Source organism: Thalassoroseus sp. (genome assembly GCF_984380535.1).
The window spans coordinates 226,167-247,741 of sequence record NZ_CFHRBF010000001.1 but is presented as its reverse complement, the minus strand read 5'-3'; the positions used below and the strand labels follow the sequence as shown (position 1 = coordinate 247,741).

Genomic DNA, 21,575 nt, shown 5'->3' with positions numbered 1-21,575 from the left:
AATTCGCCTTCGAAAATGCGACCAATTGACCGGTTGGGCCATACAGTCTTGTCGCATGGCCCGCTTGCAAGATACCATACGGCGATACAGCGTTCGCGGTTTGGTTTTCGTGGGAGTGCGAAAGCCGGTTCGCTTTGCGGAGGAGAGGTATGAAACCATATCAACCGAACGGGCGGATTTCGGGATCTTGGTCTCTGATCGCCGGTTTGCTGCTGCTGAATATTGCGGGTCTGGTGGAAACCGGCTACGCCCAGAGTCCCATCGAAACCTACAATGCCGCCGCCGGGTTCTATCGCCAAGAACGTTGGCAGCTCGCGGCTGAGAATTTCGGGAAGTTCGCCGACAACAATTCGAAGCATCCTCAGGCGGAGACGGCACGTCTCTACCAAGGTTTATCGCTGACCAACGCGGAAGACTACAAAACCGCACGTCCGATTTGGGCGAAATTTCTCAATGAGTTTCCGCAGAGCAAACACCGAGCGGATGCACTCTACCGGCTCGCGGAATGCAGCTACATGATCGATGATCTCCCCGCTGCCGAAAAGGATTTCAAAGCCTTCTTGAAAGACTTTCCCAAGCACGAACTGGCTGAATGGGCCTGGCCATTCTTGGGAGAGACGGAACTGGAATTGAAGAAACCGACCGATGCGATCGTCGCTTACAAGACGGCCGTCGAGGAGTTTCCCAAGGGGCGATTGGCGAATGAAGCAGAGTTCGGCCTCGCACAGGCATACGAAGCTGCCGAGCAATTCAGTGCCGCCGCCGACACGTACCGCAAAGTCGCAGAAAAACCGATCCCGCGTTTGGCGAACCAAGCGAGTTTCAATCTCGCGACAATCCTTTTCGATCAATCCAACTTTGCCAAGGCGGCGGAAACCTACGATGCGTTGCTCGCCAAATTGGACGCCAAGGATCCGCTCCGTCCACTGACGACGTTGAACGCTGGTTACGCTTACTATCAATTAGGCGATTTTCGCAAAGCGATTGCGCATTTCAAGACCGCTGAGGAAGACGCATCACAAGCGGTGACTGCGGGTTATTGGCGTGGGGTTTCTCATAAGTCGCTCAATGAATATTCCGAAGCCGCTCGAATCCTGGAAGAAACCTTCGCATTAGCGACAACACCCGATTCAGATACCGACCCAGACCTGATCGAAAAAATTCGGTTTCATCAAGCGGACAGTCTTCTTCGCAACGAAGACTACGAAACAGCAAGGGACTTGTTTCTCGACTTGGAAAAACGCTGGCCCGAGGGGATCTATGCCGCTGACGCTGTTCATTTAGCCGCGGAAGCTGCACTGCGGTTGGCCCGTGATACATCCGACGAGCAAACTCGTGCCAAGCGATTGACGGAAGCCACCGAGATCGCTGATCGGTTTGCGGAGAAATACCCGAACTCATCACTCGCTGTACAACACGAGTTGCTTTATGGCCGGTTGCTCGATTTGAAAGGCAGCCCCGAAGACTTGGAAGCAGCGATTAAGCGTTTTCAATCTGTCTTGGATGGAGCAGCGACCGAAGACACCAAGAACATGGCTCGTTTTCACCTTTGCCGGGTATTGCAGAGGCTCAAACGCGATGACGAAGTTTTGACGATCGCTCAACCCTTGCTGAAAGAAGTGCGGGAAACGGGGGCATCATCGGAATTCATCAGCACGTTGATTATCGCAGCCCGGAGTTACCTCGCGGAAGAAAACGACGATCGCGCTATCGCATTGGCAACGACGTATCTGGAGTTGGCTCCCAAGGGGAACGAAGCCGACCTTGCCTTGGCGGTCCGGATTGTGGCGGCCACGCGAAAAGGCGACAACGAGCAAGTTCGCGTCGATCTCGCGGCGCTCCGCGATCGCTTTCCGAATAGTCCGCTGTTGGCTGAGAAAACTCTCGAAAGTGCGGAAATCGCCTATGACAATCAGGACTGGAAATTCGCGGAAGAACTCTTCGAGATGTTGGTGAAACTCGGTTCGAAGACTCCGCAATATCCGGCGGGGGTTTCGGGCCTGGCATGGACTCGATTTAATTTGATGGAGTACGCAGCCGCGGCTGCCGACTTCCGCAAGTACGTTCAGGAATTCCCGGAGAACAAACTCCAAGCGGCAGAAGCTGCGTACATGCGGGGGCAATGTCTGCAGTACGCGGATCAACTCGCCACCGCGGTCCAAGCTTATCAGTCTGCCTTCACGACGTTCTCGCCGGATTCCGTTGCCGAAGCCGGTACCGAGAATTCCGGCCCAACGCGGTATGCATTTCTAGCCGGTCTGTTGGCTGCCCGTGGATTGGAAAAACTTGAAAAACCCGAGGAAGCCGACGCTGCGTATAAAGCCCTACTCGATAAATTCCCGGAAGCCAAAGAACTCGACAAGTTGCTCGACGAATGGGCACTCGCGAACTTGCGAGCCGGACGCGAAGCCGAGTCCGATGCGGTCTACAAACGACTCATCGAAGAGCGGCCGAACAGCGACCTCGTCGACAACGCCAAACTAAGCCTCGCCGAAAGTGATTTCATCGCCGGAAAACTCGATGAAGCCAAAGCCGCCTTCGCAGCACTTCTGACGAACCCAAAGTCCGATAAGGAAGTCCGTGAGCACGCGACTTACCGCCTCATGGAGATTGCCGTTGCAGAAACGGATTGGGACACGGTTCAGAAGTACGCGACCGAAATCGAAAAAACGTATCCTCAAAGTCCGTACCGGTTTACCGCCAAATTCCGAACCTGTGAAGCGTTGTTGGCCGATCAAAAATTCGATGAAGCTCAGAAACTGCTTCTCGAACTGAAGGACCAGCAGACGAACACAGACGTCTCGCAGTCGTATTGGTATCCCCGCGTGTGGGTCTTGCTAGCGGAGACTTATCTTCGGCAGAAAAAATACGACCAAGTCGCCGAGACGGCAGCCGCGTTCGAAGCCTGGAATCCGAAAAGCGACCGACTGTTCGAGGTATTCGAGATTCTCGGCCGTGCCTACAAGAATCAGGCTGAGTGGGACAAAGCCCGCACCGCTTTCCAACGGACGTTAGACGATCCTAATAGTCGCGGGACCGAGACCGCTGCGAAAGCACAACTTTTAATTGCTGAAACGCATTGGCATCAGGAGAAGTGGGCACTAGCGCAAGAAGCCTATCTCAAGGTTTACCTGTTGTACAACTTCCCCGAATGGCAAGCACCCGCGTTATATCAAGCAGCGTTGTGTGACGAAAAACTTGATCAGTGGAACAAAGCCAAGAAGACTTACGAAGAAGTCCGAACCGAATTCCCGATGTCGCCGTTCAGCGAGAAAGCCGCCAAGCGTCTGATGGAAATTTCGACGAAAGTCTCCGGCTGAACGGAAGGCTCGTCACTCTGCCGTCGCAGGCAATTCCGGGTGTTCCAGGTGGAACCCGGTCGCCTGTTGGTAGTGATACGCGACATGGAGTAAGTCCTCGTCGCGAAACAATCCTCCCACCAGCCTAATTGCGATCGGAGTCCGTACGTCGTTAGCGTCCGTGCGAAATCCGTTGGGGAGCGAGATCATCGGGTGTCCGGTGAGGTTGGTTAGAGAGACCAAATTGCTGCCGAGTAAGACGTCGATCTCTTCGAAAAGTCCGCGTAGTTCCTGAATCCACTTGGAACGAATGCGATTGGCTCGCAGGTACTCGACGGCTGGGACGAACTCTGCGGTTCGAAATATTCTTGGCCATGCATTGAGTCCCTGTGTGTCTCCCGATCGCGTGAGTTCATCGAACACAGTCGCTGCTTCGCACTCGAGAATGATCAGCAATTCCCGGATCGGGCGATCCTCGGACAGTCGTACCGGTTTCGTTTTCAGACCGAGCTCGCGGAGCACATCCAACGACTTGCGATCGTCGTCGGAGAGTCCAGCTTCGATGTATCCGACACAAATTTCTCGCAGATCTTTTTGGATCGGCCAGTGGAACGGTTCATTGACGGCGGCGGCATCGAGTCCGTCGGCTCCATGGATGGCTCCGAACACCAGGGCACAGTCTTCGACGGAGCGGCAAATCGGTCCGAGTTTGTCCATTGTCCAAGAGAGCGTCATGCAACCATGTCGGCTGACACGTCCGAATGTCGGTCGAAAACCGGTAACACCGCATCGTTGAGACGGGGACACAATGCTGCCATTGGTCTCGCTGCCGATCGAAAAACCGACGAGTCCGGCGGCGGTTGCAGCGGCAGAACCGGCGGACGAACCGCTCGAACCCTGCTTCACGTTCCATGGGTTATTGGTCCGTCCACCGAACCATTGATCGCCCATCGCAAGGGCACCGAGCGACAGCTTGCCGACCAAAACTGCCCCCGCGTCTTCCAAGCGACGTGCAACCGTTGCGTGCCCGGGTAATTCTTGTTTCTGAAACTGAGGCGCACCCCATGTCGTGGGATAGCCTGGCACGGAAATCAAATCTTTGGCACCCCATGGAATTCCGTGAAGCGGTCCGTGGTAAATTCCTGCCGCAATTTCTCGGTCTGCCTGTCGAGCTTGTTTCAATGCCAAGTCTTCAGTCAGCGTGACGACACACTTCAAATGAAGATCAAACTGTTGTAAACGATCCAGATAAAGACGTGTGAGTTCCTCCGAGGACACCGCTCGTGTCCGGATTAACGCCGCCAATTCGGTGACGGGGAGGAAGGCAAGTTCGTCAAGTTTCGTCGGCCGAGGAAGAGCAGATGATTCCGTCGGGCGAACCGACGTCGGCGTACGATCGACGGTCGATGTTCTCCTCCAGGGAGCCGGTTCGAACGTAAACGCAACAGGCGTGTCGTACGACACTTCGGCGGAACGCAATGTACTGAGCTCTTGCAGTAGCGATGTCGCTGACCGGGCCGTTTGTTGACGCGTTTCTTCGTCCAGTTCGATGCCCGCAATCCACTCGGCAGATTGAACCATTTCGGGCGTCACCTGCGTATGCGTTGGCAAGTTCGCGGCTAGTGCTCGTCGAAAAACGGCCGTTCCCACTCCCGCGGTCGTTAGTGCTAGCAAGACAGCACGACGTGTGGGGTGTTGTTCGAAATCGTCGCTCATTGGCGATCTCCGCGGAGGAATTAATCCGTCTCTAAAACTTCATCCAACAATCGCAATTCTCGCTCAAATCCGCCCGAGAGGATCGGGAATCGGCACCAGGTTTTCGGGTCGAGGTTCTTGTCGTCAACGTGAAACGATGGGGCGTACCGCTCTCGTTTCCATTGGTTCCGCGACCACAGACGGAAGAATCGCCGGATCCATTCGACGAGTTGCCCTTGTTCGTATTGAGGAAATTCCGCTTGCATGTACTGTAGGACTTCGACCGGCATTTGCTTGTCACGAATCGCGGCTCGTTCGATTGCATCCAGCAATGGATATGGCATCAAGTCATCTTCGTCGGTTTGTTTCGCAGATTGCGGACGAAGTTCCGCAGTCGGGGCTTGCTCAGTGATTTGCTTCAGTGCTGGAATTGGCTGGCCGCCATCCGGCCCGATCGTTTCCAACCACCGCAGCCAATTGCGGAGAAACGCTTTGTCGATACCCGCAATGGGGCTGAGTCCGCCGGAAGTGTCACCGTCCATCGTTGCATAGCCGACAGCAGCTTCCGACCGATTGCTCGTCGACAGCAGTAACGCATTGTTGAGGTTCGCGAGCATCCAGACGCTGGGGGATCGCACGCGGGCTTGAATATTCTGAAGCGTAATGTCGTCGCGATCCCAGTCGAGCGGGCGTCCGATGGCTTCAGAAATTGTATCACGATAGGCCGCTGCGATCCGTTCCACATCAAACTCGTAATGCGTCGCCCCGATGGTTTCTGCCACCGTGTGCGCAGCCGACCGCGTCACGTCACCACTATTCGCGGTCGCTTGATATGCAGTCGTCAACAATCGTTTGACGCATTCCTGGGGTGTCGTGAATTCTCGCAGTTCCGGAATGTAGCTCAGCTTCTCAGCGAAGCCCTCGAATCCCAAATCGCGGACAGCAAATTCGACCATCATTGCAACCAGTACCGCACAGGCCGCCGAATCGGCACCTCCGCTCAGTGACACCACGAAACCTCGCGACCGGCTTTTTCGCATGTAGTCGAACAAGGCCAAAGCAATTGCCCGGGTGAATTCTTCTTCCTTGACGTGCGACCCGGTTTCCCAGGCGTTGAAACTGGGTTCGTGTGCCAAAGGGTTGAACGTCGCGTCGCTGACTTCTTGTATGGCGGCAGCACCAACGTCAGGAAATTCGAACGGGACCGCGATTCGGGATCGCGGGTGGACGTCCAAGTCGGGGCGGAAACTGACGATCCGGGCTTGGTTCATCCGCGTGAGATCAACATCGACCACAGCGGATTCGAGACGTACGTCCTGATAGCGAAAACGACTGCCAACGCTTTGCAGGCGACCACTCGTTGCAATCATTGTGCCGCCATCGTAAATCGCCCGCCCCGACTCGTTGCCCAAGAGATTCGCGTAAACGTAGGTCACACCGAAGGCTCGTGAACCTTCAAGCACGAATCGTTTGCGGATCTCGTTTTTGCCGAACGCAAAGTGACTGGCAGACGGATTCAAGATGACGTCCACACCCGCGCCGGCCAACCGACTGCCCGGACGATTCGCGACCCAGGCGTCTTCGCAAATTTCGAAACCGAGTGAAATCGATTTGCCGTTCGCACTTTCGCAGCGGAACACCAAATCTCCGAGCGGGTACGACTCTGATCCGCGATGCAGCGTGGTGACGACACCAGCCGGCCACGCTTTGAACCAACGGGGTTCGTAATGGATGCCGTCACCGGCGAGGTACTGCTTCAAAACGAATCCGCACAATTTGCCGTCGCAGACGACCGCGACGGCATTGAAGACCGCGTCTTGGTGGAAGATCGGCAGACCGAGGCCAACGATCAAACCTTGTGTCTGTGGTAACAGTTCGTGAAGCACCTCCCATGCTGTCGACCATACGCCGGGGGAATGGAATGCGTCTTCGCAGCCGTAGCCTGAGATGCACAATTCCGGCAGGCATAAAACGCTGATCCGTTCGTCACGCGCTCGCGTAAGAACGTCTGCAATGTTTTGGGCATTTCCTGTCCAATCCAACGGCGTCTGATTCAACGCCGCCGCTCCCACTTTGATCAACTGCATCTGTTGTCTTTCCCGCGAACAGTCACCAGTTGCCGATCTTCCCATGTCCGACTTAGAGAGTCGCGACGTAAGGTTCTTTTCAAAACGCAATCAACTATTGCTGTGCCTTCCACAGATTGAAGGTGATATGAGCCTGGCCTTGATGATGAGGCTCATGCCAGGCCATCACCTGAATGACTTTGCCGATCGACCAATTCCGCTCCCGCAATGGTTCGGGAACGTTATCGAGTTCCGTGTCGTTGAACTTCGAAATGGTGGCTTTGAGGTGTTCCCGACTCTCGTTGAGAACGGTGCGGATCATCTCGACGCTGGGAATGTCGTCGTCCGGCGTACTCCCACCTTTGAAACGCGGAACGAGATCGGAAAATGCGGCAGATGTTTGCAGGATTCGTTCTGTTGCGAACAGTTCTTCCGTAATGCCGACATGGACCAACTGCCAAGCGATGTGAGCTCGTCCCGGTCCTGGTCGCCATCCGAGAATCTCTGTCGCGTTGGGATGTTTGGCGATTTCGTCCAACGTCGCGAGGGTTCGCTGTCGGTTCGATTCCCAAATCTTGATCGTTGTTTCGATGATGCTCATGAGTCATTCCATTTTGGGGTTATAAGTTTTTCGTTGGTAGAAACATTTGCCGGGTCGCTTCGGCGTATGCGCCTTGGACGAGTACAACAGCCGTATCTCCTGCTTGCAATTGATCATCGGCTCCCGGCACACGGACAAACTCGTCACGTTCAATGGCTGCAATTAAGGCATGCGTGAGTTGCAATTCTTTCAGCGGGGCCTCTGTCACCGGACTGCCGGCAAGAATCTCCACTTCCCACACCTCCGCTTCACCGGAAAGCAACGTCCGGTCCAAAACGGGTCCGGCATCCACGAGCCCGAGAACTTGTCGAGCTAAAACTTCGCGGGGACTGACGGCCACATCGATCCCCAATTTCGCCAAGACGTTCGCGTAGTCTGGGCGTCGGACAACGCATAAAATGCGTCGACAACCGAACTCTCGCGCTTCAACACCACAGATGATGTTGTCTTCATCTCGCCCCGTACATGCGATGAACGCATCCGCTTTTCCGATTCGGGCTTCCTCCATTTCGCTGCGTCGGGTGGCATCGGCGTGAAGGATTGTCGTTTTATCCAGTCGTCGCGAAAGTTCTTCCGCTCGATGTTCATCGGACTCCATTAAAGTCACATTGAAACGACGGTTTTCGAGCAACTTGGCTAAGTGGTAACCGATCTCGCCACCACCGGCAATCACCACATTCATCGTCTTCGGCTTGCGGGCTTCGAATCGTTTTTTAATCGCCTCGACTGCATCGGTTGTGCCGATGAGTGTCACATGATCCCCCGACCGAACGACATCATCCGCACCTGCGATGATCGACCGATTGCCGCTGGTAATCACACCGACTCGAACCCCACGTGGCATATCCAGGTCGCGCATCGGAACGCCGATGATCGAAGCTTCCGCGTCCACGCCCACTTCCCGGACTTCGATTCCGCCACGGGCGAAGTTTTCGACGGTAAACAAACCGCGTTCGCGAACCTGCTTCGCCAACTCCAAAGCGGTCAGAAATTCCAAACTGAACAATCGGTCGATCTTGAAGTGTCGACGATAGTCGAAGGTACTCGTATCCCGTAGAGCCGGGCGATAGATTCTCGCCACACTGCGGCCGGCCCCCATCGCTTTGGAAATGCTGGCTGCGACCAAATTCGTTTCGTCACCGCTCGTGACCGCCAGACACAGGTCGGCACTTTGGACGCCAGCTTGAAATAACGTTGCGACATCGCAGGCACTCCCCTGTACACTCTGCACATCGAGTCGTTCCTCGACCTCGCCCAACGCTCGGGCAGATGCGTCGACGATACACACATTGTGATTGTGTTCTGCCGAGCACAGCAATTCGGCGATGGATGTGCCCACCGTACCCGCGCCGAAGATAACAACATTCATTTCGTTGGTCTCAGGGTTCGAATCGTGAATTCTCCGGCTATTGTCGGTGCTTGGAGTCTCCGCGCCAACGGCACGAGGCCGACTTGCTGACCCGAGAAGCAAAATCGGCTCCGGACCCGCCAGTGCAAACGACCCAGGACGTCGAATTCCTCTGGTCAGATTTGGCAATCTCGCCTAAACTCCGCTGAAGTCGAGTATTACGACCTCTCTCAGTTTTTCTAGTTTCTCCATTCTGACGCCGAAAATGCGATTTGACCTCCGAACAATCCGGAGTCGTCAATCCATCGCGGTGAACGCACGACGCGTAAGCCGACCGATGACCGCTATCGGTCCGTCGACTCGGTTGGGAATTCGGGTCTTCACGTTGCTGGGGATTCTCGGTCTGTTCGCGGTGAATTTTAGCGGATGTCATTGGCTGCAGCAGTTTTGTGACCGATCGTGTAACGAGGCGCGGTTTCTGACCGAGCAGGCTTATCAAGCGGAGTGTGACGGCGATCTCGATCTCGCGTATCAGTATCTCCGAAAAGCCGTAGAAACGAATCCGGAAGATCCCGAACTTCATCGGGAAGTCGCACGACTGGCGATTGATCGTGGAGAATCGCTGGCGGCTATTGAACATCTTCGATTCACGACGGCGAATCTGCCCGACGATTCCGAAAGTTTCGTCACCCTGGCGCGATTGCTGGAAGCTGAAGGACGCCAGCAGGACGCAGTCGCTGCGTTGAACTCTGCCTTGGTTGCCGATCCATTGCAACCAACCGCATTGCTCAAACGTGCGGACTACGCCGAACGTGATCATAACCTTGAGTTGGCCAGCGAGATTTATCATCGATTGTTGGCTGTCGACAGTCACCATACCGAGGCACAGATTCGTCTAGCGACTCTGCAAATGAAGGACGGTCGGGCATCCGAAGCGGCTCCGTTACTCCGTGCGGCGGCCCAGTCACCATTGGCGACCGTCATGCAGAGACATTTCGCAACTTGGAAACTCGGGATTGCCTACGGACAGATGGAGCGATGGTCCGACGCGGCAACGACGCTGGCATCGGCCGCCGAATCGCTGACTGGCGAAGTCTCTGCTGACGATTGGTACCGGATCGCTTACGCTCGACATCGTAGCGGCGATGTCACCGGTGCTCAGGCCGGATTGGAACGGGTCTTGCAGATCAATCCTGGTCATGAAGCCGCCCATGTGATGGCCAACCTGCTGAAGTTGGAGCCGCCGACGTCCGATGGGATTCGTCGCATTGGCCACAGTGTTGCGTTCGCCGCACCGGCTCCTGCGGAGTGGTCGGCACCGACCGAATGATTTCCCGCGAGTTCGCTGCCCGCTGGAGTTCATATTCGCTTCCGTTTATTCTCAAGCCGACTATCCGCCATTGACGGGCACCAAACATCGGTTTTGAGAAGGAAACGTCTGTGAAGAACATCGCTCGAAGTAGCCTAGTCGATATTCGAACCGGCATCGGATACATCGTCAGTTGCATCATTCTCCTCGTCCTGACCGTGACGCGACCGGTGATCGCTGACGACGTCATTTCTTTGGACGATGCCACCCGAGCCAAGTGTCTCAGTGTCTTGCGGGCCGGACTGCGGTCGTCGGAGTTTTGGCCGTCCATTCACGCGGCAGAGGCGCTCACCCTCGGTGGACACGGCAAGGAAGTCATCGCCTTTCTCGAACCCCTGCTCGACGGCCCATTCGATGATCAACAATGGTGTGGCCTGGCACGGGAACTTGTACGGGCCGGTCAGCGGGAGCATGTGAAAATCCTGCTCGATATTCTCGCTGGGGAGGATTCTTTCGGGCACACGCATGCCGCGGAAAGTCTCTACAAGGTTGGCGAACTCGGTGATGGAGTTGCCATGCGAAAACGGTTCGATCAGGACGATGATCAACGATTAAAGCTCATGGCCGCCGCTGCGTTGGCGAAATTCGGAGACGCGTCCGCCTTGATGCATATCCGAAAGATGGTGAATCACAAGGACCCAGAATTGGCCCGCACGGCGGCTTGGATTATCGGACGAGTCGGCGATTCCTCGGACATCGAACGACTTCATGGGGCATACGAAGCAATGCCGGACGAACTTAGCCGATGTTACTTCGAGCACTCGGCAGCGGTTCTGGGGGGACGATTCGGACGAGTCGCCCTAATCAGAAACTTGGGTTCCGAAGATGCCGCCGTCCGCACGTATGCCGCGACATTCGCCGGTGACGGTCGCCACACCGAAGCCGAGCAAGAATTGAAATCGATGCTCGATGATGAGGTCCTCGACGTGCGGGTGCGAGCTGCACAAACACTGCTAGTGCTCACGCAGGAACCGACTGACTCCGCAAGTTTCGCCGTGCTGCCGAATGCACGGGAATCGGTCTATGAAGCATCCGTGCAAAGTGCAAAACATGCGTTCGCGAAACGTCGAGAGGCGTTCGAGGCATTGAAGACTCCAGAAGACTGCGAGACTTGGCAACACGCACGACGCGAGTTTTTCGTGAACCAACTCGGCGGGTTCCCAAAACGAACGCCGCTGAACGCAAAAATCACAGGCACAATCGATGGTGCGGAAATCGGTAACGATGACATCCGCGTCGAAAAAGTTCTATTCGAGAGTCGACCGAACCATCATGTGACGGCAGTCGTGTATTTGCCCAAGTCCGGGAAATCTCCATTACCGGCCGTATTGATCGCGTGCGGGCATTCGAAGACCGGTAAAGCTGCGGAATACAACCAACGGCTTGGCATTCTGCTTGCCAAGAACGGAATGGCTGCGATGTGTTACGACCCCATCGGTCAGGGGGAACGATCGCAAGTCGCTGATGAACACGGACACCCCGAAGATTTGTCGTCGGTCACCGAACACTTTCTCACTGGCGTGGGTGCGATTTTGACCGGCACCAATACCGCCCAATATCGCATCTGGGACGGCATACGGGCGCTGGATTACTTGGCAAGTCGGGACGACATTAACGCCGAACGACTTGGCTGCACCGGTTGCTCTGGTGGCGGCACACTCACAAGCTATCTGATGGCGTTGGACGATCGGATTCTGTGCGCCGCTCCGGCGTGTTATATCACAACCATGGAGCGGCTCATTGAAACTCTCGGGCCGCAAGACGCCGAGCAAAACATCTTCGGTCAAATCAATTTCGGAATGGAGCAGACCGATTACGTCCTGATGCGGGCTCCAAAACCCACATTGATCTGCAGTACCACCAACGACTACTTCGACATCGAAGGTTCATGGGATACCTTCCGTCAGGCAAAGCGGTTCTACGCCATGTTGGGAAGCCCGGAACGAGTCAATCTCGTCGAATCCGCTGGCCAACATGGAATCACGCAGACCGGTCGGGAAACGATTGTGCGATGGATGAAGCGGTGGTTATCGGATGTCGATGAAGACGTGGCTGACCCGGGCTTCAATGTTTGGCCCGTCGAGAAACTCTATTGCACGCCAAAAGGACAAGTCTTGTTACTGGACGGCGAGCGAACGGTTTTCGATTTCAACGCAGACCGGGCGAGTCAGGCACGTCAGTCACGTGAGATCATGCGAGACTCCCCAGACAATGCCGCTCGAAAAATGATTCGCCGAGTTGCAGGCGTACGACCGGTATCTGAATTGCCGATGCCTCAGCTTAGGACTCTTGGTCTGGGAAGCAGCGGGAACATGGAATTCCGCCGACTGACAATCGACATCGGTGATGGGGTAGAACTGCCAGTTCTACGGTTACTGTCGTCCAAGCCGAATGGTCGTCGCGTGCTGTACCTCAGTGATGCAGGAAAGGCGGTCGCGGCCAGAACTGACGAGGTGCAACAACTCGTGAAAGACGGTGCCGACGTGTGGTTGGTGGATGTGCGTGGGATCGGCGAACTCCAGACGAAATCCGCTCAGAAACTGTACGGTGATTGGAAGGCATTCTTTCTCGCCTACCTATTGGGTGATGCATTCGTCGGGCAGCAGACCGAAGATGTGCTGCAATCTCTACGGGTGGTCGGAGCCGGCCTGTCAGGTGACGCGAAGGTTGAAGTCGTCGCGACCGGACAGACACGCATTGCGGCCCTTCATGCCGCTGCCCTCGAGCCGGAATTGTGTGAGCTTCATAAGTTCCGTAAGACGCTGCCGAGTTGGACAGAAACGCTGACTCAACCGCAACTGCCGGGACAACTCGTTACGACCATTCACGGCGTTCTCGACCATTATGATGTCGATTTGTTAGAACGGCTTGCGACATGGACGACCGCATCTAAGTAAGTTTCACCCCCGCGAAATGCAGAAAGACCGCCACGACGAATCACTCGTCGGGCGGTCTTTCATGTTTGTCTTCCCTAAGCCGGTATTGGCTTAGCGATTAAGCGCGTTTTCGTCGTCCATGAAGAAGTCTGTCGGTCCCCGCGTGGTGTAATACGGATAGACCGTCACACCGGCCGGTTGTCCGGCACGTGGATACACGAGATTCTTCGGGGCGTGATACTCGAATTTGTATTTATGGGTCGGAAACGTGCCAGCCGGAGCTTGTGGATTCGTCGGTTGGACGTATCGGCCTTTCCACGTCGCAGCATATTCCGGGTACGACGTCCCACGGACGCCGGGTGGAAGTTGGCCGGTACCCAGAGGGGCTTCACCATACATTCCCGGGCCATATTGGCTCATGCCAGCGGGGACTCCCGTTTGGCCATAAGCGCCCATTGAGTATGGGTTTGCTCCCGGTGGGCAATACTGCTGGCCGCCACCGTATTGTGGGCTGCCGCCATATTGATATCCACCGTATTGTGGACTGCCACCGTATCCTTGGGCCTGGGCTGTCGATTCACCGACAACCACCGCGACCGTCACGGCGACCGCCAGCATGCCAATCATTCGTCGCATTCTCTATCCCCCTTTTGCAGCCGATCCTGTGACGGGTCGGAACAGAAACTCACCCGATGTGGAGTGAATTCCCGAGACCGCTCGGAATTCGTGGACGAGAATCCTCGTCCCCCTGCTTGTATATCGGACAATCAACCGCAAAACATGGAGAATCGTTGCGAAACGCCCGCTTGGAATAACGGGATTGAGCCGTCGCACTTGCAGAATCCGCGTAATCGCTATAGATTAACACCATTCATCATTGCGAACACCGTCACGGTTGGCGGCTTTAAATTATTGTCAGAACTATGCTTAGGACGACGGTCCAGGAGTAGACCGAGTGTTTGTCGCCGCTTCGACCCACTGCTTCCGCGATAAAACCTTTGAGGAAGCCTGTGTACAGTTAACCGATCTGGACTACGATAAAGTCGAGATCTGGATGAGTTCGCAAGGCGACCATTTGCGACCCGAAGACGTCGCGGCTGATCCAGACGGGTTTCTTTCCAAATTCCGGGAGCAAACCCGACTCACGCCGATTGCATTCTGTCTCGAGGAAGACATTTCGCCGGAAACGCTGACGGCACTTTCGCGACTCGCCAAACAAATGCGGGTGACGCAAATTACGGTGCCGTCCTCGGAAATGGGGACGCCATTCAACATGGAGGTCGATCGGCTGCGGGAATTCGTCGCGATTACCAACCGCGATTCCGTGCGATTGTCGATCAAAACCAAAACCGGGCATCTTACTGAGGATCCGCATACCGCTGTCGAACTATGTCAGGCAGCGAAGGGCTTGGGGATTACGCTCGACCCGAGTTATTACATCTGCGGCCCGAGTCGGAATCAGACTTACGATCAGGTGTTTCCGTATGTGTATCACACTCATCTGCGAGACACCTCTCCGGAACAAGTGCAGGTACAGATCGGTCTGGGAGAAGTCGACTACAACCGCTTAGTTTCGCAACTCGAACGGCAACCGTACTCGGTCGCGTTGTCTGTCGAATTGCTGCCGGAACTGCTGGACGGTTCCGATCGCCTGCTGGAAATGCGGAAAATGCGGCGGTTGCTCGAAACACTTCTTTAAGTCCAGACTCTTCTAATTGACTTCGAACAGGACAATCGATGGCCGACGTGAAGCGGATTTTGGTCCTCGCGGGTGATTTCGTCGAAGACTATGAGTTGATGGTGCCCGTGCAGACCCTTCAAACCTGTGGGTATCAAGTGGATGTCGTCTGCCCCGATAAATCAGCAGGCGAGATCGTCCGCACCGCCATTCACGATTTCGAAGGCGATCAAACTTACACCGAGAAACCCGGTCACAATTTCACGCTCAATGCGACTTTCGCAGACGTGAAAACAGATGACTATGTTGGATTACTGATTCCCGGCGGGCGGGCACCGGAATACATTCGGCTCAACGAGCGGGTTCTCGAAATTGTTCGAGAGTTCGCCACAGCCGAAAAGCCGATTGCGGCGGTTTGTCATGGTGTGCAAGTTCTCGCGGCAGCGGGTGTCGTGAAAGATCGGAGTTGCTCCGCCTATCCGGCATGTCGTCCGGAAGTGACCAACGGCGGCGGTAAATTCGTGGAAGTGGCAATTGATGCTTCGCATGTCGACGGCAACTTAGTCACCGCACCTGCATGGCCCGCCCATCCGAGTTGGCTGCGAGATTTTCTGAATGTACTGGGCGCGAAAATCGAGATCTGATCACGCTCTGCCTGCAGCGATAGAAGGTTGACATCGATGACGTGGTCGGCTCTTGGGGCACTGTTGGCAGGGTTGGCGGTTGTGACCGGCGCATTTGCGGCACATGGTTTAGACGGCATGTTGCAACGCAAGTACGAAGGTCAAACGCGAACCGTGCTTGGACGGGATATCCCCGCTGCTGAAAAATACCTAGGCGACTTCAAAACGGCTGCTCATTATCAAATGGTGCATGCATTGGCTTTGTTGTTCGTTGGTCTGTTGAGTGCCACGCGAGTCTCTTCCGGTTTCCAGGTGGCAGCTTGGAGCTTTTTGGTCGGCATCGTTCTATTTAGCGGCAGCTTGTATTTGCTGGTGGTGGCCGGTCCACGTTGGCTCGGCGTGCCCTGGGGAGCCATTACTCCGATCGGCGGAGTTGCATTTCTTGTCGGTTGGGCTGCATTGTTTTTTGCGACGCTCGCGAAATCACCAGACGGGCCGTAAGCGAACTCTGTCGGTCGACACTCTACGAAAACTCATCGCGCGGTTTGTTGCCTTCGTCAAACCCAGTGATTACCCTGCACTTCTGGGGAATCACTCCGACTTGTTCGCTCGTTGATTGAAGGTTAATCCATGTATCGCGTTGTGTTTGCGTGCCTGCTCACGGCACTGATTAGCTGCTCTTGGGGATGTCAATCCGACGAATCGGCTCAACTCGCTGCCGATCTCGAAAAAACACAACTCGAACTCAAGCAAGTCCAAACTGCGAAAGACGAGCTCGAGAAAGAATTGGAGTACGTGCGTCAGAAGGCGGATACACTCCAAGACGAGAAAGACAAAATCCGAGACAATTTCGACAAGAACGTAAAAGCTGCCAAAGATGCAGCCCAGCAGCAGATCGAAGAAGCTCAGAAAGGTGTCGTTGCGGCGATCGAGTCGTTCGGCGGGAAAGTCGTCGAGCAAGACGGAACGGTCACACGGGTTGATTTCAGTAACAGTTTCGCGACCAAGAACGACCTGGTATTGCTCGCGGCATTGCCGCGGATTGAACGGCTTTATCTCTCCGGGCCGAACTATGACGACGCCAGTATGTCTCGCTTGGCACCGCTGAGCCGGTTGGTCGTTCTCGACTTGAGCGACACAACCATCGGCGACGAAGGGTTGGCAACGCTTGCCGACATCGAAGGCATGAAAGGCCTGAAAGCGCTTTACCTGCGTCGAACCAACGTCACCGGCGACGGCATGAAGCATCTCAAAAAGCTGCCCTCCGTCAAGGACCTCGATCTACGTTATACGAACATTGATGACGTCGGCATTACACATCTCAGTGAGATGAAGCAGATCACGAATCTGAAGTTGGAACAAACGCAAATCACCGAAGCGGCAATTGACGACCTGACGAAACTCGAAAATCTGGCGGAGTTGAACCTCAACAAGCAGTACTTCGGCAACGACATCATGCCGAAACTTGCCGAATTGCCGAAGCTTAAGGTTTTGTATCTCGGTTCCACACAAATTGATGACGCCGGATTGGCGGCGTTGAAGGACGTCAAAACACTCCAACGGCTCGAATTGTGGAATGACTTCGTTACGGGCGAAGGTCTGGCGCACCTCAAAGATTTAACCGAAATGCGACACCTCAACCTGCGTCAGACGCTGCCAGATGATGAAGCCATGAAGCACTTGCTGGGGATGAAGAAACTGGAAGTTCTGGATCTGAGTGAAGTCACGACAGTTGGAGACGCCGGAATCAAAAATTTGGAGCCGCTAAAGTCGCTGCGAAACCTTGATCTTTGGCAAACGACGATCACCGACGAAGCAACCAAGTCGCTCGCGACCTTGGGGAATCTGCGAAAGCTGAGTTTGGAAGCGACGCAAATCACCAACGACGGTGTGAAGAATTTGACAGCACTGAAAAACCTCGAACATTTGAACTTGGCCAAGACGCAACTCTCTGACGATGTGCTTGCAACACTGGCCGAGTTTCCGAACTTGAAGGAAGTTGTGCTCACGTTCGCCGGGGTCTCAGACGCTGCGATTGAAGCATTCCAGAAAGATCATCCGAATCTCAAATTCCTCGACCAAGCTCGGTAGTCGCTGACTATCTGACTGTCTCGCTGCAGCCCGGCTCGACGAGGTTCGTGCGTCGAATTCGCGTGTTTTGACGCGCCCTACATTCAAGAGTGTGCCCTATGAAACTCTGGAGCGGACGCTTCGCCCAGGAAACCGACCCGCGTGTGGAGTCGTTCACCGAGTCCATTAGTTTTGACGTCCGGTTAGCGCGACACGACGTTCGCGGTTCACAGGCTCATGCGACGATGCTGGCGAAAGTCGGATTGTTGACCGAGCAGGAACGTGACCAGATCGTTCATGAATTAGATGCGATTCTCAAGCGGATCGAAGCGGGCGAACTCGAGTTAACGCCCTCGCTGGAAGACGTGCATATGCACATTGAGTCGGCGTTGATCGAGAAGTTGGGCGACGTCGGTCGGAAATTGCACACGGGGCGGAGTCGGAACGATCAAGTTGCCACCGACATGAAGCTGTTCACACGGGAGGCGATCGAACATATCGATCGTCTACTGCAAGATGTGCAGTGTGCCCTTGTGGATCGAACGGATCGCGATGTCGATGTGATTCTGCCCGGTTACACGCATCTCCAACGCGCGATGCCCGTCATGGCTGGTCATTATTGGTTGGCCTATTGCGAGAAGTTTCAACGCGATCGGGATCGGCTTGCTGATTGCAAAAGCCGTGTGAATGTTAGCCCGTTAGGATGTGCGGCACTTGCGGGTACAAGTTTGCCGATCGATCGACATTACTCGGCAGAGTTACTCGGATTCACCGACGTTGCGGCGAACAGTCTGGACGTCTCAAGCGATCGAGATTATCAAATCGAATTCGTGTCGACGCTGGCACTTATCGCCACCCATCTCAGTGGTTGGGCGGAAGAGTGGATCTTGTGGTTTAGTACGGAATTTGGTTTTCTCAAGTTGCCCGATGCGTACACAACCGGTTCGTCCATTATGCCGCAGAAACGGAATCCGGATGTGCTGGAGTTGATCCGCGGGAAGGCGGCTCGGGTGATGGCGGGCGTATCCCAATTGCTGCTGTTGGTTAAGAATCTGCCGATGGCCTACAACCGCGATTTGCAAGAAGACAAACTTGCATTGTTCGATGCCTACGACACCATCGCCGCTTGCTTGGAACTCGTGCCCGATATCATTGCCGGAGCAGAACTTCAAACCGATCGAATTCAAGCACGTTTGGACGAAGGATTTCTCGATGCAACCGCGTTGATGGAATACTTGATCAAACGCGGAGTACCAATGCGATCGGGGCATGGGATCGTCGGGCGATTAGTGGCTGAGTGCGAACAACGTGGGTGTCGGTTACGCGATCTATCTTTGGCTGAGTTTCAAGCGGCCTCGGATCGAGTGGATGAAACCGTGTTCGATGTTCTCGGTCCAGAGAACGCGGTGGCGGCACTTCAGAGCTATGGTTCCGGTGGTCGCAATGCCGTAGCGGAGCAAACGCAGCGTTGGAAACAGCGACTCGCCGAAGCGTCTTCGTAGGCGATTGTCACTCCTAAAATATGGGCTCGGCTTGTTCGTCGCGTGACGAGCGGTAAAATATGGAGTATGGACTCCACGACCCTGACCGCTTTGGCATTGTTCGCGCTGGCCGCCGTTTTCGTGCTGCTGGAGTTGGTCTTTGGCTCCGACGGTTCGTTGTTGATTCTCTCGGGAGTCGCAGCGATTGGCGGGATTGTGTTCATGCTGCGATCGAGTTGGCTACCAAACGATGTCGCGTGGTGGGCCTATCCGGTCATTTCTTTGGGCGTCGTTGTCGCAGTCGGGGCTATTGGAATTTTCGTCTTTCCCCAATCTTCCTTGGGGGAGAGTTTACTCGCCGAACCCGATGACGCAGAAACCGCTCCATTTGCCCCGCAAGGTGATGAACGCCTACAATATATTGGTCGTCGTGGGAAAACCTTGACGGACATGAACCCAGGCGGGTTGGTGCTGTTGGATGGGAAACGCGAGCATGCAGAAACCGAGGGGGCAGTCATTGAACGCGGTGAGACCATCGAAGTGATTGATATTCGTGGTCATCGACTGTTGGTGCGTTTGATGCGAGAAGCCGAACCCAACACAAAGGGCTTGCCGCCAACATCGAACGCATTGCCGCCTGCCGTCGTGGATGAAACTCGTAACAGAATGGTGTAATGGACTATCAGACGCTGATTATTTTTGTTCTCTTCGCCGTGGGCTTGGCGTTGATCGTCGCGGAAATTTTCATTCCGTCCGGCGGCTTCATCGCGATCCTTTCGATCCTGAGCTTCGTTGCATCTGTGGTGTATGCTCATCGCGTGTGGTGGGCGAGTAATCGCGATGCCTTTTGGATTTTCTGCGGTTCGACATTGGTCTTGATACCCGTGACGGTTGTCGGAACCTTCTGGGTGTTGTCGAGAACTCGGTTGGGCAATCATGTATTGTTAGAGGGGCCGAGCCAAGATGAAGTCGATCCTTACGCCGCCGACGCCGACAAACGCATGAGACTTATCGGCCAAGTGGGTGAAGCGGTAACCTTGATGGCACCCGGTGGACTGGTGGCTGTCGATGGCGAGCGTTACCATGCGGTTGCTCAAGGGGGCATGATCGATCCCGGTGAACCGGTGCTCGTCATCGCCGTTCAAGGGCATCGAGTGATGGTTCGGCAACAACTTCCCGAAGAAATAGAGGCTCGGACAACGGAATCAACGTTGGACGATTCTCCAGACAATAACGGAACAGAGCTTGGTGTATCGGACAGGTTGAACAATCAACTCGCGGAACGTCAGCCGCCCGAGCACTCGCTTGACTTCGATATCCCAGACTAAATGTCGTTACTGACGAAACTCCAGCGGAAATTTTACGCCCTGCTATGAGGCTACACCGTGTTTGAGAACTTTCAAGATTTAAGCACTCCGATCGTCGTCGTCGCCTGTTTCGTGCTGCTGGGCGTCGTGGTGTTCCTGGCTGTTTTTGCTCGCTACTTTAGCCTGTGGATTCAAGCCAAAATGACACGAGCCTCGATCACTTTTGCCGATTTGGTAATGATGTCATTCCGAAAAGTGAACGCCTCTGTGATTGTGCGGGCCAAGATTATGGCAGTGCAATCGGGCGTCATGAATGAAAAACGAATTAGCACGAGAGCATTAGAAGCCCATTATTTGGCTGGTGGAAACGTGCCGAATGTGATTCGGGCTTTGATCGCTGCTCACAAGGCGAAGATCGATCTCGACTGGCAATCAGCTCAGGCAATTGATCTCGCCGGTCGTGATCTGCTTGAAGCGGTTCGGACGAGTGTGTATCCGAAAGTAATCGACTGCCCCGATCCACGCAAGAAAGCTGGCACACTCGACGCAGTGGCCGGCGATGGGATCCAATTGAAAGCCCGCGCCCGTGTGACCGTGCGAACCAACATCAAGCAACTCGTCGGTGGAGCGACGGAAGAGACGATCATTGCTCGTGTCGGCCAAGGGATTGTGCAGGCAATCGGTTCCACGAACTCCTACACCACGGTGCTAGAGAACCCGGATAACATCTCCCGAATCGTATTGAACCAAGGCTTGGAAGCACATACCGCCTACGAAATTGTTTCGATTGACATTGCCGACATCGATGTCGGCGAGAATATCGGTGCGAAACTATCAGCGGATCAAGCGGAAGCAGACATGCGAGTCGCACAGGCGAAAGCCGAGCAACGTCGTGCCGATGCCATGGCCCGCGAACAGGAAATGGTGGCCAGTGTGCAGGCAAATCGGGCTCAAGTCGTTCTGGCCGAAGCCGAAGTTCCAAAAGCGACTGCTGAGGCATTTCAGCAACGTCGGTTAGGCTTGATGGATTATTATGAACTGAAGAATGTGCAGGCCGATACGAAGATGCGATCTGCGATTGCCGGTACGGGCGAAGAGTCAAGTTCCTCCCGGCGAGACTAAGTCACGCAAGATCGGAAATCGTCCGAAATGCTTCAGACCG

The 21,575-nt window shown here is 54.9% G+C and carries 16 protein-coding genes; 11 read left to right on the top strand and 5 right to left on the bottom strand.

What is annotated here, in order from left to right:
- Positions 1–149: 149 nt before the first annotated feature.
- Positions 150–3,320: a tetratricopeptide repeat protein gene (locus tag AC5DDB_RS00885; protein WP_491737777.1), complete on the top strand. Its 3,171-nt coding sequence runs from the start codon at positions 150–152 to the stop codon at positions 3,318–3,320.
- A gap of 12 nt (positions 3,321–3,332) precedes the next feature.
- Here AC5DDB_RS00885 and AC5DDB_RS00880 read toward each other — a convergent pair whose 3' ends face one another.
- The 4 genes from AC5DDB_RS00880 to trkA form a co-directional block, all read right to left on the bottom strand.
- A complete protein-coding gene (locus tag AC5DDB_RS00880) occupies positions 3,333–5,015 on the bottom strand; it encodes an amidase (protein ID WP_491737776.1) in 1,683 nt (560 codons plus the stop codon).
- Positions 5,016–5,035: 20 nt separating this feature from the next.
- Positions 5,036–7,081, bottom strand: a complete 2,046-nt coding sequence (gene nadE / locus AC5DDB_RS00875; RefSeq protein ID WP_491737775.1) for an NAD(+) synthase — start codon at positions 7,079–7,081, stop codon at positions 5,036–5,038.
- Between the two features lie 94 nt (positions 7,082–7,175).
- A complete protein-coding gene (locus tag AC5DDB_RS00870) occupies positions 7,176–7,661 on the bottom strand; it encodes a DinB family protein (protein ID WP_491737774.1) in 486 nt (161 codons plus the stop codon).
- 19 nt (positions 7,662–7,680) lie between these two features.
- A complete protein-coding gene (gene trkA / locus AC5DDB_RS00865; protein ID WP_491737773.1) occupies positions 7,681–9,030 on the bottom strand; it encodes a Trk system potassium transporter TrkA in 1,350 nt (449 codons plus the stop codon).
- Between the two features lie 244 nt (positions 9,031–9,274).
- Here trkA and AC5DDB_RS00860 point away from each other — a divergent pair, with 244 nt between their 5' ends.
- On the top strand, positions 9,275–10,339 hold the full coding sequence (locus tag AC5DDB_RS00860; RefSeq protein WP_491737772.1) for a tetratricopeptide repeat protein: 1,065 nt from the start codon (positions 9,275–9,277) through the stop codon (positions 10,337–10,339).
- A 110-nt stretch (positions 10,340–10,449) separates the two neighbouring features.
- Positions 10,450–13,275, top strand: a complete 2,826-nt coding sequence (locus tag AC5DDB_RS00855) for a HEAT repeat domain-containing protein (RefSeq protein WP_491737771.1) — start codon at positions 10,450–10,452, stop codon at positions 13,273–13,275.
- A gap of 90 nt (positions 13,276–13,365) precedes the next feature.
- On the opposite strand, the gene AC5DDB_RS00850 is transcribed toward AC5DDB_RS00855, so the two are convergent.
- Positions 13,366–13,890 (bottom strand): hypothetical protein, encoded by a 525-nt coding sequence (locus AC5DDB_RS00850; RefSeq protein ID WP_491737770.1) that lies wholly within the window; start codon positions 13,888–13,890, stop codon positions 13,366–13,368.
- A 319-nt stretch (positions 13,891–14,209) separates the two neighbouring features.
- Between AC5DDB_RS00850 and AC5DDB_RS00845 the strand changes: the two genes are divergently transcribed.
- The 8 genes from AC5DDB_RS00845 to floA all read left to right on the top strand — a co-directional run bounded on the left by AC5DDB_RS00845 (position 14,210) and on the right by floA (position 21,535).
- On the top strand, positions 14,210–14,953 hold the full coding sequence (locus tag AC5DDB_RS00845) for a sugar phosphate isomerase/epimerase family protein (protein WP_491737769.1): 744 nt from the start codon (positions 14,210–14,212) through the stop codon (positions 14,951–14,953).
- Between the two features lie 38 nt (positions 14,954–14,991).
- A complete protein-coding gene (locus tag AC5DDB_RS00840; protein ID WP_491737768.1) occupies positions 14,992–15,576 on the top strand; it encodes a DJ-1/PfpI family protein in 585 nt (194 codons plus the stop codon).
- 36 nt (positions 15,577–15,612) lie between these two features.
- Positions 15,613–16,056: a DUF423 domain-containing protein gene (locus AC5DDB_RS00835; protein ID WP_491737767.1), complete on the top strand. Its 444-nt coding sequence runs from the start codon at positions 15,613–15,615 to the stop codon at positions 16,054–16,056.
- Between the two features lie 129 nt (positions 16,057–16,185).
- Complete coding sequence (locus AC5DDB_RS00830) at positions 16,186–17,646, top strand: leucine-rich repeat domain-containing protein (protein ID WP_491737766.1); 1,461 nt, start codon at positions 16,186–16,188, stop codon at positions 17,644–17,646.
- 98 nt (positions 17,647–17,744) lie between these two features.
- Positions 17,745–19,127, top strand: a complete 1,383-nt coding sequence (gene argH, locus AC5DDB_RS00825; RefSeq protein ID WP_491737765.1) for an argininosuccinate lyase — start codon at positions 17,745–17,747, stop codon at positions 19,125–19,127.
- Between the two features lie 66 nt (positions 19,128–19,193).
- Positions 19,194–19,781 carry an NfeD family protein gene (locus AC5DDB_RS00820; RefSeq protein WP_491737764.1) on the top strand — a complete coding sequence of 196 codons (588 nt, stop codon included), beginning with the start codon at positions 19,194–19,196 and terminating at the stop codon, positions 19,779–19,781.
- Positions 19,781–20,434, top strand: coding sequence for an NfeD family protein (locus AC5DDB_RS00815; protein ID WP_491737763.1), 654 nt, complete (start codon positions 19,781–19,783; stop codon positions 20,432–20,434). The genes AC5DDB_RS00820 and AC5DDB_RS00815 overlap by 1 nt, the downstream gene beginning before the upstream one ends.
- Positions 20,435–20,491: 57 nt before the next feature.
- Complete coding sequence (gene floA / locus AC5DDB_RS00810; RefSeq protein ID WP_491737762.1) at positions 20,492–21,535, top strand: flotillin-like protein FloA; 1,044 nt, start codon at positions 20,492–20,494, stop codon at positions 21,533–21,535.
- Positions 21,536–21,575 lie beyond the last annotated feature (40 nt).